A 13,074-nucleotide genomic window follows, 5' to 3' on the forward strand; every position below is an offset into this window, starting at 1 on the left:
GTACGGCCGATGATAGCCACTCGCTATCGAGATGAGCTGATCCATCTCTTGGACCGATCGGGACCTTCGGCCTTAGCGTCGGTCCCATGGCTCTGGCAACGCGGACGGACCGAAAACGGTCGTCGATGACGCGCACGATCTGGGACTCGTCCGTCGGCAAGAAGACAGTGATGGCGGTGAGCGGCCTGATCATGCTGCTCTACCTGGTCGCCCACATGATCGGAAACCTGAAGATCTTCTTCGGGCCCGCGGAGCTCAACCACTACGCCCACTGGCTGCGCACGGTCGGCGAGCCCTTCATGCACTACGAGTGGACGCTCTGGCTGATCCGCGTGGTGCTCGTCGTCGCCGTGGTCGCGCACGCCGTCTCCGCGTACCAGCTCAGCCGCCGCGACATCAGGGCGCGCCCCGCCAAGTACGTCAACAAGAAGGCGGGCAAGAGCTTCGCCACGCGCACGATGCGCTGGGGCGGGATCATCCTCGCCCTGTTCATCGTCTGGCACATCCTGGACCTGACGACCGGCACCGTGCACCCGGGCGGCTACGAGCACCTGCACCCGTACCAGAACATCATCGACACGTTCTCCACGTGGTACGGCAACGTCATCTACATCGTCGCCGTCACCGCCCTCGGCTTCCACGTCCGCCACGGCCTGTGGAGCGCCGCGCAGACCCTCGGCGCGGGCAAGGCGACCCGCGACCGCACCCTGAAGATCATCGCCAATGGCGTCGCGTTCGTCCTGACGGCGGGCTTCGTCGTCGTCCCCGTGGCCGTCATGACCGGAGTGGTGAGCTAGCCGATGAATTCCTCCCGTGAGTACGACGCACGTCAGCGCTCCTCCCGCGAGTACGCCGATTACGTGACCGGGGAGCCGGTGGCCGATACCAAGGCCCCGGCCGGTCCCGTCGCCGAGCGCTGGGACACCCGCCGCTTCGAGGCCAAGCTGGTCAACCCCGCCAACCGCCGCAAGCACACCGTGATCGTCGTCGGCACCGGCCTCGCGGGCGGTTCCGCCGGCGCCACGCTCGCCGAACAGGGCTACCACGTCGTCCAGTTCTGCTACCAGGACTCGCCGCGCCGCGCCCACTCGATCGCCGCGCAGGGCGGCATCAACGCCGCGAAGAACTACCGCAACGACGGTGACTCCGTCCACCGCCTCTTCTACGACACCGTCAAGGGCGGCGACTTCCGCGCCCGCGAGTCCAACGTCCACCGCCTCGCGCAGATCTCGGTGGAGATCATCGACCAGTGCGTCGCGCAGGGCGTGCCCTTCGCGCGCGAGTACGGCGGTCTCCTCGACACCCGCTCCTTCGGCGGCGTACAGGTCTCACGGACGTTCTACGCACGTGGCCAGACAGGTCAGCAGCTCCTCCTCGGCGCCTACCAGGCGCTCAGCCGGCAGATCGCGGCGGGCAACGTCGAGATGCACCCGCGCACCGAGATGCTCGACGTCATCGTGGTCGACGGCCGGGCCCGCGGCATCGTCGCCCGCGACCTGATCACCGGCAAGATCGAGACGTACTTCGCCGACGCGGTGGTCCTGGCCTCGGGCGGCTACGGCAACGTCTTCTACCTGTCGACGAACGCCATGAACTCCAACGCCACGGCGATCTGGCGCGCCCACCGGCGCGGCGCCTACTTCGCCAACCCCTGCTTCACGCAGATCCACCCGACGTGCATCCCGCGCACCGGCGACCACCAGTCGAAGCTCACGCTGATGAGCGAGTCGCTGCGCAACGACGGCCGTATCTGGGTCCCCAAGGCGCAGGGCGACGACCGCCCGGCCAACAAAATCCCCGAGGATGAGCGCGACTACTACCTGGAGCGCATCTACCCCTCCTTCGGCAACCTCGTGCCCCGCGACATCGCCTCGCGCGCCGCGAAAAACGTGTGCGACGAGGGCAGGGGAGTGGGCCCCGGCGGCCAGGGCGTCTACCTGGACTTCGCCGACGCGATCAAGCGCATGGGCAAGAAGGCGGTCGAGGCCAAATACGGCAACCTCTTCGACATGTACGCGCGGATCACCGACGAGGACCCGTACAAGACGCCGATGCGGATCTACCCCGCCGTGCACTACACGATGGGCGGACTCTGGGTCGACTACGACCTGCAGACCACCGTCCCGGGCCTGTTCGCCGTCGGTGAGGCCAACTTCTCCGACCACGGCGCGAACCGCCTCGGCGCCTCCGCACTGATGCAGGGCCTGGCCGACGGCTACTTCGTGCTGCCGTCCACGATCAACGACTATCTCGCGCGCCATCCGCACCACGACGAGATCTCCGACGAACACCCCGTCGTGCGGGAGGTGTTGGAGGAGACCACCGACCGCGTCACCCGGCTCCTCGCCGTGGACGGAGACCGTACCCCCGACTCCTTCCACCGTGAACTCGGCGAGCTCATGTGGGAGTTCTGCGGCATGGCCCGTACGGAGACGGGTCTGCGCAAGGCCCTGGAGCGCATCCCGCAGATTCGCGAGGAATTCTGGCGCCGGATCAAGGTCCCCGGCACCGGCGAGGAGTTCAACCAGTCCCTGGAGAAGGCGAACCGTATCGTCGACTACCTGGAGCTCGCCGAGCTGATGTGCCTCGACGCCCTGCACCGCGCCGAGTCCTGCGGCGGTCACTTCCGCGAGGAGTCACAGACGCCGGACGGTGAAGCGGCGCGCGTGGACGAGAAGTTCTCGTACGCGGCCGCCTGGGAGTTCACCGCCACCGGCGATGCCCCCGTCCTTCACAAGGAAGACCTCGTCTTCGAGTACGTCCACCCCACTCAGCGGAGCTACGCATGAAGCTCACCCTGCGCGTCTGGCGCCAGCAGAACGCCGACGCCGACGGCGCCATGTCCACCTACGAGGTCGACGGCATCTCGTCCGACATGTCCTTCCTGGAGATGCTGGACACCCTCAACGAAGAGCTCATCGTCAAGGGCGACGACCCCGTCGCCTTCGACCACGACTGCCGTGAAGGCATCTGCGGCGCGTGCTCGCTCGTCATCAACGGCGACGCGCACGGGCCCGAGCGCACCACCACCTGCCAGCTGCACATGAGGTCCTTCAAGGACGGCGACACGATCGACGTCGAGCCGTGGCGGGCCGCCGCCTTCCCGGTCGTCAAGGACCTGGTCGTGGACCGCTCGTCCTTCGACCGGATCATCCAGTCCGGCGGGTACATCAGCGCCCCGACCGGCGCCGCACCCGAGGCCCACGCGGCACCCGTGCCGAAGCCCGACGCGGACTTCGCGTTCGAGCACGCCGAGTGCATCGGCTGCGGCGCGTGCGTCGCCGCCTGCCCCAACGGCTCGGCGATGCTGTTCACCTCGGCCAAGGTCAATCACCTGGGTGTCTTGCCGCAGGGTGCGCCGGAGCGCGAGACGCGTGTCCTTGACATGGTCGCGCAGATGGACGAGGAGGGCTTCGGTGGTTGTACGTTGACCGGCGAGTGCGCCACCGCCTGCCCGAAGGGCATTCCGTTGCCTTCCATCTCCGCGATGAACAAGGAGTGGCTGCGGGCCACCCGAAAGGTCAGCCGCTGACCGAACCACCACGTCCTGTACGGGGTCTGACGCACCGTCAAGGCGCTCCTGTACCGTCGCCGCATGCACCCGGGAGCGTACGACCCCGCCAGGCCGGCCGTCGTCACCGCTGACGGCACACGGACCCTTACCTACGGACAGCTCGAAGAACGCTCCCTGCGGCTCGCGGATCATCTGCGGGCCGCAGGACTGCGTCGGGGCGACCACTTCGCCCTCCTGTGCGACAACGATCCGCGCGCCCTCGAGGTCTACTGGGCGGCGCTGCGCTCGGGCCTTTATCTCACCGCCGTCAACCACCACCTCACGACGGACGAAGCCGCGTACATAGTCCGCGACTGCGGGGCGAAGGCGCTGATCATCTCCGGCTCGCTCACCGAACTGGGCGCCGCCGTGGCGGAGTTGGCCGGCGGGCCGCCGATCCTGCTCGGCCTCGACGACGGGACGTACGAGAAGGCCCTGGAGTCGGCGTCCGCGCAGCCGCCCGCCCATCAGCCGCGCGGCACCGACATGCTCTACTCCTCCGGCACGACGGGCCGCCCCAAGGGCATCAAGCCCGCGCTGCCCGAGGGGGACGTGCGCGACGAGCCGAGCACCTACGTGCTGATCTTCAAGGCCATGTACGGCTTCGGCGAGGACACCGTCTACCTCTCGCCCGCCCCGATCTACCACGCGGCGCCGCTGCGTTTCTGCGGAGTCGTCACGTCGCTCGGCGGCACGGTCGTCCTGATGGACGCCTTCGACGCGGAAGGCGCCCTCGCGGCCGTCGAAAGGCACCGGGTCACGCACAGCCAGTGGGTGCCGACCATGTTCGTACGGATGCTGAAGCTGCCCGCCGAGGTGCGCGAGCGTTACGACCTGTCGTCGATGAAGACCGCCATCCATGCCGCAGCGCCCTGCGCCGTCGAGGTGAAGCAGCGGATGCTGGAGTGGTGGGGGCCCATCCTGTACGAGTACTACTCGTCGACGGAGGGCAACGGCATCACGTTCATCTCGCCCGACGAATGGCTGCGCAAGCCCGGCTCGGTGGGCAAGGACGGCTTCCTCGGCGAGCTGCGGATCTGCGACGAGGAGGGCGGACTCCTGCCGAGCGGCGAGACCGGCATCGTCTACTTCGAGCGCGAGGAACTGCCCTTCCGCTACCACGGCGACGAGGACCGCACCCGCGGTGCCCAGCACCCCACGCATCCGAACTGGACCACCACGGGAGACATCGGGCACGTGGACGAGGAGGGCTATCTCTTCCTCACCGACCGCAAGGCATTCATGATCATCTCGGGTGGTGTGAACGTCTATCCGCAGGAGGCCGAGGACTGCCTCGTGCTGCACCCGGCGGTCGCGGACGTCGCGGTGATCGGGGTGCCGGACGCGGAGATGGGGGAAGCCGTCAAGGCGGTGGTGTGCCCGGCCGACGGAGTGAGTGCCGGGCCCGAACTGGAGCGTGAGCTGATCGCGTTCGTGCGCGAGCGCCTCGCTCACTACAAGGCGCCGCGTTCCGTGGACTTCACGGACTCGCTGCCCCGCACACCCACCGGCAAGCTGGCCAAGTCCTCGCTGCGCAGGTCCTATTGGGAATGAGGTCCGCCCCCTTCAGGCAAGGGTGCGGCCGGCCAGGACCGTCTCACGGAAGGACGCCACCACCGGCCGCAGATCGATGGCGTGCCAGGCCGCCCACAGCTGAACGGACGCCTTGTGCCAGGGCAGTTCGCGTACGGCGACGCCGTCCGTCGTGCCGCGCACCATGCTCCTCTGGATGAGCGCGAGACCGAGGCCCGAGGCGACCAGGCCGAGCGCGGTGAGCGGCTCCGCGGCGTCCAGACGGATGTCCGGGGTGAAGCCGGACGCCACACATGAGGCGAGGAAGGCGTCACGCCAGGCCGGGTCCCGGGAGTTCTCGACCGCGATCCACGCCTGCCCGTCCAGGTCACCCGGCGTCAACTCGCCCTGCGCGGCGAGCGGATGGGCCGCGGGCAGCGCGAGCAGCAGCGGATCTTCGAGGAGGGGCGCGGCCAGGAGATCCGGGTCGTCCTTCTCCGGCGGCTCCTGGACGAGGGCGATGTCGAGGCTGCGCTGGCGCAGGCCCTCGAACTGTTCCGCCGCGGAGAGGCTGTAGAGGGCGACGTGGATGCCGGGGCGTTCCTCCTGGAGGGTGCGCAGCGCGCCCGGCAGGACGCCGGTGTGCATGGCGTCGCCCACGTATCCGATGCACAGGCCGCCCTCCTCGCCGCGGCCGAGCCTGCGGCCGAGGTTCTCCAGGCGGTCCGCGTGCCGGAGCAGGGCGCGGGCCTCGCTCAGGAAGACCCGGCCGTCCGCGGTGAGGCGGATGCGCTGCTGGCTGCGCTCGAACAGGACGAGGCCGAGCTGCTTCTCCAGCTGGGCGATCTGGCGGCTGAGGGGCGACTGGGAGATGTGCAGCGCCTCCGCCGCGCGGCCGACGTGTTCCGTCTCGGCCACGGCCACGAAATAGCGCAGTTGTCGCAGGTCAAGCATGTAAGACCTCGGAGGACTCAACTGTGTCCAAGCGAGTCTTGGACAGTCTCAAGCATCGATCCTAACCTCGAACTCGCAAGGCCGACGGATCCCCCGAACCCTCACCCGACCCCACGGGAACCATCGCAAATCCACCACCGCGAGGAAACACCCCCATGAGCATCAAGCACCTCCTCCCCGGAGCGCTCGGCTTCGGCACCGCCCCGCTCGGCAACATGTTCCGCGCCATCCCCGACGCGGAGGCCGCGGCCACCGTCGAGGCCGCCTGGGACCAGGGCATCCGCTACTTCGACACCGCCCCCTTCTACGGCGCGGGACTCTCCGAGATCCGGCTCGGCGACGTCCTCGCGGGCCACCCCCGCGACGACTACGTACTGAGCACGAAGGTCGGCCGCGTCATCCTGGACGAGGTCGAGGACCCCGCCGCCCGCGACCTCGGCGAGAAGGGCGGCCTCTTCGAGCACGGCCGCCCGAACAAGATGGTCAACGACTACACGGCCGATGCCACCCTCCGCTCCATCGAGGACAGCCTGAAGCGGCTCAAGACAGACCGGCTCGACATCGTGTGGGTGCACGACGTCGCGCAGGACTTCTACGGCGACGCGTGGCTGGCCGCCTACGAGCAGGCCCGTACGGGAGCTTTCCGCACCCTGGACCGGCTGCGCGACGAGGGTGTCATCAAGGCCTGGGGCCTTGGCGTCAACCGCGTGGAGCCGCTCGAACTCACCCTGGACCTGGACGAGCCGAAGCCCGACGCCTTCCTCCTCGCGGGCCGCTACACCCTCCTGGACCACGATCGCGCCCTTCAGCGCCTGCTCCCGGCAGCCGCCGCCCAGAACGTCGACATCGTCGTGGGCGGCCCCTACAGCTCGGGGATCCTCGCCGGCGGTCAGCACTTCGAGTACCAGAAGGCGCCCGCGCAGATCGTCGCCAAGGTGGAGCGCATCAAGGCGCTCGCCGAGCGGCACGGCGTCGGCATCAAGTCCGCCGCCCTGCAGTTCTCCCTGGCCCACCCGGCAACGGTGGCGGCGATCCCCGGAGCCACCAGGCCCAGCCGCATCGCCGAGGACATCGCCGCGCTCGGCGAGAAGATCCCCACAGCGTTCTGGACGGACCTGCGCGCGGAGCAGCTGATCTCCGAGGACGCGCCGGTGCCCACCGCCTGACCAAAAGCAGACCCGCGCCCCTGAGGCAGCGGCCGCCCGTCAGAGGCGGGCGGTGAACTTGACCTCGACCAGGAGCTCCGGGAAAGCCAGGCGTGGAGTGCCGACCATGGTGCTTGCGACCTGGGGGTCCGGCCGCCCGTAGGCCTCCTTGCGCACCGGCCCCGCCGCGGCGTCCGTCGCCTCGACGTTCAGGGCGTAGATGACTTCCTCGACGACGTCGTCGAGCGATGCGCCGAAGCGCCCGAGCAGTTCCGCCGCGTTGGCGTAGCACTGGCGCAATTGCTCGCCCGTGCGGGAGAAGTCGGTGACGCGTCCGGCATCATCGACGGGAGCGGGAGCGATCACTTCCGTACCGCTGTGGGACACCTGGCCGGACAGGTAGATGGTGTCGCCGCGTCTGACCGCCTGTGCGTACCCGTAGGTCTTTTCCCACGGGACGCCGAAACTCTCGACCTGCTGTGCGCTACTCATGAGGTCGACGGTATGAGGCGGTTCAGGGGCGGACCAGGCTCGGCTGTGCCACTTACGGCAAGGATCGTGCCAGTGCCGGCAGCTGGTCCGGCATCAGGTCCGCGTGGGTACGAGGGGGAGCAGTTGGGATCCGCAGAAGGCGCGGAAGGCGCAGATGGCCGGACGGTGGTCGCGATCCTGGTGATGCCGCGCGTGTTCGCGCTCGACGTCAGCATCCCCGAGCACGTCTTCGGGCGGCATCCGGGCTATCGGGTCCTCGTGCGCGGGGACGTGAGCGGAGAGGTGAGGGGAGACATGAGCGGCGGGGCGTCGCTCGCCGACGTCGAATCCGCCGACATCGTCGTCGTGCCCGGCTATGAGCAACCGCACGTCCCGGTCCCGGAGGATTACCTGAAGGCGCTGCGCATCGCCGTCGAACGGGGTGCCCGTGTCGTGGCCATCTGCACAGGGGTGTTCGCGCTCGCGGCCTGCGGAATCCTGGACGGCAAGTCGGCCACGACGCACTGGCGCCATACCGAGGAACTCCGTCTGGCGTATCCCCGCGTGGACGTCGTCGAGAACCGGGTGTTCACCGAGGACGGGGCCATCCTCACGTGCGCGGGCGGAGGCGCGGGAATCGACGCGTGCCTCCATGTCGTCGAGCGGGATTTCGGCGCGACCGCCTCGGACGGCGTGGCGAAGGACCTCGTCTTCTCCTCCACCCGCGGCGCCAACGAACCGCAGTACAGGGACGTACCCACCCCACCGCGCGACAGCCTCCGGGCGACGCGGGAGTGGGTGCTCGACAACCTGGGGGCCGCGATCACCGTGCAGCGGCTCGCCGACCACAGCCTGCTGTCGCGGCGGACCCTCGTCCGTCGTTTCGTGCGCGAGACGGGTCTGCCACCCATGCAGTGGGTCACCCTCCAGCGGGTTCTCGACGCGCGCCGGCTTCTGGAGGCCTCGGACTGGTCCGTGGAGAGGATCGCCGGGACGACGGGATTCGGGTCGGCCGCCAATTTCCGGACGCTCTTCCGAAGGGAGGTGGGAGTAACCCCCACCGCCTACAGAAAGCTCCACGCAAAGCCACCGAAACCGCCTGAATGATCTACTGGACATCGGGGACAGGACGGAGGCCACGCTCGGGGCCGCCAGTCACACCGCACGCAGCAGGAGGTAACACAGCATGCTCGTCGATCTCTCCGGCAAGACTGCTCTCGTCACCGGATCGACCCAGGGGATCGGGGCGGCCATCGCGGTCGGCCTGGCCAAGGCGGGCGCCCGGGTGGCCGTCAACGGCCGCTCCGCCGCTTCCGTCGGCAAGGCCATCGACCGGATGAAGGGGGAGCACGGCGCCGCCGAGTTCTTCCCGGCGCCCGGCGACATCTCCACCGATGATGGCGCCGCGCAGGTCTTCGCGGCCGTTCCCCAGGCAGACATCCTCATCAACAACCTGGGCATCTTCGGTGCGGAGCCCGCCCTCGAGATCAGCGACGACGCATGGCGCCGCTACTTCGAGGTCAACGTACTGACCGCCGTCCGCATGATCCGCCACTATCTGCCGGGGATGAAGGACCGGGCCTGGGGGCGGATCCAGAACATCGCCAGCGACTCCGCGCTCGTCACCCCCGCCGAGATGATCCACTACGGCACGTCGAAGACGGCGCTCCTCGCGGTCTCCCGGGGGTTCGCGAAGGAGGCCGCCGGATCGGGCGTGACCGTCAACTCCGTGATCGCGGGCCCCACGCACACCGGCGGTGTGGAGGACTTCGTGTACGAGTTGGTCGACCCCGCCCTGCCCTGGGACGAGGCCCAGCGGGAGTTCATGGTCAAGCACCGCCCGCAGTCCCTGATCCAGCGGCTCATCGAGCCGGAGGAGATCGCACACATGGTGGTCTACCTCAGCTCCCCACTGGCCTCGGCCACGACGGGCGGCGCACTGCGGGTGGACGGCGGCTACGTGGACGCGATCGTCCCGTAGCCAAGCCGTCTCAACTCCCTTGTCCGTGACGCCTAGTTGGTCGTCACGCGGACATAGTCGACGACCAGTTGCTGCGGGAAGGTCGTGCTGCCGTCGGGGTCGCCGGGCCAGTAGCCGCCGACCGCGAGGTTGAGGATCAGGAAGAAGGGCTTGTCGAAGACCCACTGCTTGCCGCCGAGGTCGGCGGGGGTGCGGGTCTGGTAGACGTTGCCGTCCACGGACCACGTGACCTTGTTCGGCGACCAGTCCACCGCGAAGGTGTGGAACTTGTCCCCGAACGCCTCGCCGCCGGGCAGGGTGTAGCCGGCGCCGATGGCGCCCGACCCTGAGTAGCCGGGGCCGTGCAGGGTGCCGTGGACGGTGCCGGGCTCGAAACCGACGTTCTCCATGATGTCGATCTCGCCGCTCTGGGGCCATCCGACGCTGCCGATGTCAGCGCCGAGCATCCAGAACGCGGGCCACATGCCCTGCCCCTTCGGCACCTTCATCCGGGCCTCGACATGTCCGTACGTCTGTGTGAACTTGCCGGAGGTGTTGAGCCGGGCCGAGGTGTATTCGCAACGGCCGTACCAGCACTGGTAGTTCTCGGGGTTCTCCTTGCGGGCGGTGATGACCAGATTGCCCTGGCCGTCGAGGGCCGCGTTCTTGTTGCCCGAGGTGTAGAACTGCCGCTCGTGGTTGTTGACGTTGTCGCCCGTCTCGATCTGCCACTTGCCGCCGTCGACCGCCGAGCCCGCGGGCCCGTTGAAGTCGTCGGTGAAGGTGGCGGCCGCGGCGGAGCCGGTGGCGGAGTCGGCGGAGGGGGCCGCGGACGCTCCGGAGGGGAGACCGGTCAGGGCCGTGGCGCAGCAGGCCAGGGCGGCTGTGGTGAGCGCCGCACGGCGGCGCCAAGAGGTATGCACTGTCATCACATCGCTTCACGTGGGGGTGGCGAGAGAGTGGGGGGGGGGTGCTGAGTGCTGAGGCGTACGAGCAGGCTGTCAAGGCATGCGCATGACAACTCGATGTCGAGAACTGAACGCGGCGAGTGATCAACCCCGCCGCTTTGTTCAGTACTTGATTTAAGGCAGACTCCGGTGCGCCGTCAAGGAGTTGGTGTGTACCAACCTCAGCGGCCCTCGGCCGTCGCCCGCGACAGATACGGCGCTGTCCGGCTCCCCGGGGCCTTCGCCACCACCCCGGGCGGGCCCGCGGCGACCACATGTCCGCCCTGGTCGCCGCCTCCGGGGCCCAGGTCGATCACCCAGTCCGCGCCCGCCACCACCGCCATGTCGTGCTCGACGACCACCACCGAGTGGCCCGCGCCGACCAGGCCGTGCAACTGGCGCATCAGGACCTCGACGTCGGCCGGGTGGAGTCCGGCCGTCGGCTCGTCCAGGAGGTAGAGCGTGTGGCCGCGCCTGACCCGCTGCAATTCGCTCGCCAGCTTGATCCGCTGGGCCTCGCCGCCCGACAGCTCCGTCGCGGGCTGCCCGAGGCGCAGGTAGCCGAGCCCCACGTCGAGGAGCGTGCGCAGGCTGCGAGCCACGGCCGGGGTGTCCGCGAAGAACTCCGCGGCCGCCTCCACCGTCAGGTCGAGCACCTCCGCGATGTTCCGTCCCTGGTACGTCACTTCGAGGGTCTCGGGGTTGTAGCGGGCACCCCCGCAGTCCGGGCAGGGCGCGTACGTGCTGGGCAGGAAGAGCAGCTCCACGCTCACGAACCCCTCGCCCTGGCAGGTCTCGCACCGCCCGCCCGCCACGTTGAAGGAGAACCGGCCGACTCCGTAACCCCGTGTCCGTGCCGCGTCCGTGGCCGCGAAGACCTTGCGCACGACGTCGAAAAGACCCGTGTAGGTGGCCAGGTTGGAGCGGGGCGTGCGGCCGATCGGCTTCTGGTCGACGCACACCAGGCGTCCCACGCCGTCGAGGTCCTCGGTGACCTCGCCGATGAGCGTGGACTTGCCCGAGCCGGAGACGCCGGTGACCGCGGTGAACACGCCGAGCGGGAACTCGGCCGTCACGTCGCGCAGGTTGTGCCGGCTGACGGGGCCGACCTTCAGCCAGCCGCGCGGGTCACGCACCTCGCGCGGCGGCGCGGGCTCGCGATCGAAGAGGAAACGGGCCGTCGCGGACTCCGTGACGCCCTCCAGATCCGCCACCGGGCCGCTGTGCAGCACCTGCCCGCCGTGCTCGCCCGCGTCGGGACCCACGTCGACGAGCCAGTCCGCGTGGCGCATGACATCGAGGTGGTGCTCCACGACGAAGACCGAGTTCCCCGCGGCCTTGAGCCGGTCGAGGACGGTGAGCAGGGACTCCGTGTCCGCCGGGTGCAGACCGGCCGACGGCTCGTCCAGGACGTATACGACGCCGAAGAGCCCCGAGCGGAGCTGGGTCGCCAGGCGCAGCCGTTGCAGTTCGCCGGCGGAGAGGGTGGGCGTGGCGCGGTCCGGGCTCAGATAGCCGAGGCCCAGCTCCGTGATCGTGTCGATGCGGGCGAGGAGGTCCGCGGCCAGGACCCGGGCCGCCTCCGAACCCGCCGCGCCCTGAAGGGACTTGGCGAGCTCCGACAGGGGCAGCGCGGCGAGATCGGCGATCGTGCGCCCGGCGAAGGTGACTGCCATCGCCTCCGGGCGCAGCCTGCTGCCGCCGCACGCGGGGCAGTCGGAACTCGCAAGGAACCGCTCGGCCTTGGTGCGCAGTGTCTGGCTCTTGGAGTCCGCGAACGTCTTCATCACATAGCGCCGGGCACTCATGTACGTGCCCTGGTACGGGCGTTGGATGCGGTCCGCGTCCCGCACGGGATGCACCGTGACCACGGGCTGCTCGTCCGTGAACAGGATCCAGTCCCGGTCCGCCTGCGGCAGCTCGCGCCAGGGGCGGTCGACGTCGTGCCCCAGGGCGTCGAGGACGTCGCGGAGGTTCTTGCCCTGCCAGGCGCCGGGCCAGGCCGCGATGGCGCCCTCGCGGATGGAGAGGGACGGATCGGGGACCAGGAGTTCCTCGGTCGTGCCGTGCACCCTGCCCATGCCGTGGCACTGAGGGCAGGCCCCGGCGGCCGTGTTCGGCGAGAAGGCGTCCGAATCGAGCCGCTCGGCGCCCTCGGGATAGGTGCCGGCGCGCGAGAACAGCATGCGCAGCGAGTTCGAGAGGTTCGTGACCGTGCCCACCGAGGAGCGGGACGTGGGCGCGGACCGGCGCTGCTGGAGCGAGACCGCCGGCGGAAGCCCGGTGATCTCCCCGACCTTCGGCGCCCCCACCTGGTGGATCAGCCGCCTCGCGTACGGGGCAACGGACTCGAAGTAGCGGCGCTGGGCCTCCGCGTAGACCGTCCCGAAGGCGAGCGACGACTTGCCCGAGCCGGAGACCCCCGTGAAGACCGCGAGGACGTCACGCGGGATGTCCACGTCGACGTCGCGGAGGTTGTGCTCGCGGGCACCCCGGACACGTACGAACGGATCATGGGCGCTGTGCATGGGG

11 protein-coding genes are annotated in these 13,074 nt (G+C 69.3%); 7 read left to right on the forward strand and 4 right to left on the reverse strand.

Annotation, left to right across the window (positions count from 1 at the left end; genetic code table 11):
* Positions 1 to 125: 125 nt before the first annotated feature.
* From ACZ5U5_RS12180 to ACZ5U5_RS12195, 4 genes are all read left to right on the forward strand, one after another.
* Complete coding sequence (locus tag ACZ5U5_RS12180; protein WP_469020824.1) at positions 126 to 797, forward strand: succinate dehydrogenase; 672 nt, start codon at positions 126 to 128, stop codon at positions 795 to 797.
* A gap of 3 nt (positions 798 to 800) precedes the next feature.
* Positions 801 to 2,789, forward strand: coding sequence for a fumarate reductase/succinate dehydrogenase flavoprotein subunit (locus ACZ5U5_RS12185; protein WP_469019805.1), 1,989 nt, complete (start codon positions 801 to 803; stop codon positions 2,787 to 2,789).
* Positions 2,786 to 3,532 carry a succinate dehydrogenase/fumarate reductase iron-sulfur subunit gene (locus ACZ5U5_RS12190; RefSeq protein ID WP_363207235.1) on the forward strand — a complete coding sequence of 249 codons (747 nt, stop codon included), beginning with the start codon at positions 2,786 to 2,788 and terminating at the stop codon, positions 3,530 to 3,532. Before ACZ5U5_RS12185 ends, ACZ5U5_RS12190 begins: the two co-directional genes overlap by 4 nt.
* 63 nt (positions 3,533 to 3,595) lie before the next feature.
* Positions 3,596 to 5,107 (forward strand): acyl-CoA synthetase, encoded by a 1,512-nt coding sequence (locus ACZ5U5_RS12195; RefSeq protein WP_469019806.1) that lies wholly within the window; start codon positions 3,596 to 3,598, stop codon positions 5,105 to 5,107.
* A 12-nt stretch (positions 5,108 to 5,119) separates the two neighbouring features.
* Here ACZ5U5_RS12195 and ACZ5U5_RS12200 read toward each other — a convergent pair whose 3' ends face one another.
* Positions 5,120 to 6,019, reverse strand: coding sequence for a LysR substrate-binding domain-containing protein (locus ACZ5U5_RS12200; RefSeq protein WP_469019808.1), 900 nt, complete (start codon positions 6,017 to 6,019; stop codon positions 5,120 to 5,122).
* A 155-nt stretch (positions 6,020 to 6,174) separates the two neighbouring features.
* On the opposite strand from ACZ5U5_RS12200, the gene ACZ5U5_RS12205 reads away from it, so the two are divergent.
* Positions 6,175 to 7,185 (forward strand): aldo/keto reductase, encoded by a 1,011-nt coding sequence (locus ACZ5U5_RS12205; protein ID WP_469019811.1) that lies wholly within the window; start codon positions 6,175 to 6,177, stop codon positions 7,183 to 7,185.
* 39 nt (positions 7,186 to 7,224) lie between these two features.
* Here the strand turns inward: ACZ5U5_RS12205 and ACZ5U5_RS12210 are convergent, their stop codons facing one another.
* Positions 7,225 to 7,656: a Rid family hydrolase gene (locus ACZ5U5_RS12210; protein ID WP_469019812.1), complete on the reverse strand. Its 432-nt coding sequence runs from the start codon at positions 7,654 to 7,656 to the stop codon at positions 7,225 to 7,227.
* Between the two features lie 123 nt (positions 7,657 to 7,779).
* Here ACZ5U5_RS12210 and ACZ5U5_RS12215 point away from each other — a divergent pair, with 123 nt between their 5' ends.
* Positions 7,780 to 8,742, forward strand: coding sequence for a GlxA family transcriptional regulator (locus ACZ5U5_RS12215; protein WP_469019815.1), 963 nt, complete (start codon positions 7,780 to 7,782; stop codon positions 8,740 to 8,742).
* A gap of 79 nt (positions 8,743 to 8,821) precedes the next feature.
* Positions 8,822 to 9,616, forward strand: a complete 795-nt coding sequence (locus ACZ5U5_RS12220) for an SDR family NAD(P)-dependent oxidoreductase (protein ID WP_469019818.1) — start codon at positions 8,822 to 8,824, stop codon at positions 9,614 to 9,616.
* A gap of 32 nt (positions 9,617 to 9,648) precedes the next feature.
* Here the strand turns inward: ACZ5U5_RS12220 and ACZ5U5_RS12225 are convergent, their stop codons facing one another.
* Positions 9,649 to 10,524 (reverse strand): glycoside hydrolase family 16 protein, encoded by an 876-nt coding sequence (locus ACZ5U5_RS12225; protein WP_469019820.1) that lies wholly within the window; start codon positions 10,522 to 10,524, stop codon positions 9,649 to 9,651.
* A 200-nt stretch (positions 10,525 to 10,724) separates the two neighbouring features.
* Entirely contained in the window at positions 10,725 to 13,070 is a 2,346-nt protein-coding gene (locus ACZ5U5_RS12230) for an ATP-binding cassette domain-containing protein (protein ID WP_469019822.1), read from the reverse strand.
* Between the last annotated feature and the right edge of the window lie 4 nt (positions 13,071 to 13,074).

Source organism: Streptomyces sp. NPDC033177 (assembly GCF_055577715.1).

Coding starts and splice junctions, on each gene's coding strand:
- ACZ5U5_RS12180 (WP_469020824.1), top strand. CDS start 126: ATGACGCGCACGATCTGGGACTCGTCCGTCGGCAAGAAGACAGTGATG.
- ACZ5U5_RS12185 (WP_469019805.1), top strand. CDS start 801: ATGAATTCCTCCCGTGAGTACGACGCACGTCAGCGCTCCTCCCGCGAG.
- ACZ5U5_RS12190 (WP_363207235.1), top strand. CDS start 2,786: ATGAAGCTCACCCTGCGCGTCTGGCGCCAGCAGAACGCCGACGCCGAC.
- ACZ5U5_RS12195 (WP_469019806.1), top strand. CDS start 3,596: ATGCACCCGGGAGCGTACGACCCCGCCAGGCCGGCCGTCGTCACCGCT.
- ACZ5U5_RS12200 (WP_469019808.1), bottom strand. CDS start 6,019: ATGCTTGACCTGCGACAACTGCGCTATTTCGTGGCCGTGGCCGAGACG.
- ACZ5U5_RS12205 (WP_469019811.1), top strand. CDS start 6,175: ATGAGCATCAAGCACCTCCTCCCCGGAGCGCTCGGCTTCGGCACCGCC.
- ACZ5U5_RS12210 (WP_469019812.1), bottom strand. CDS start 7,656: ATGAGTAGCGCACAGCAGGTCGAGAGTTTCGGCGTCCCGTGGGAAAAG.
- ACZ5U5_RS12220 (WP_469019818.1), top strand. CDS start 8,822: ATGCTCGTCGATCTCTCCGGCAAGACTGCTCTCGTCACCGGATCGACC.
- ACZ5U5_RS12225 (WP_469019820.1), bottom strand. CDS start 10,524: ATGACAGTGCATACCTCTTGGCGCCGCCGTGCGGCGCTCACCACAGCC.
- ACZ5U5_RS12230 (WP_469019822.1), bottom strand. CDS start 13,070: ATGCACAGCGCCCATGATCCGTTCGTACGTGTCCGGGGTGCCCGCGAG.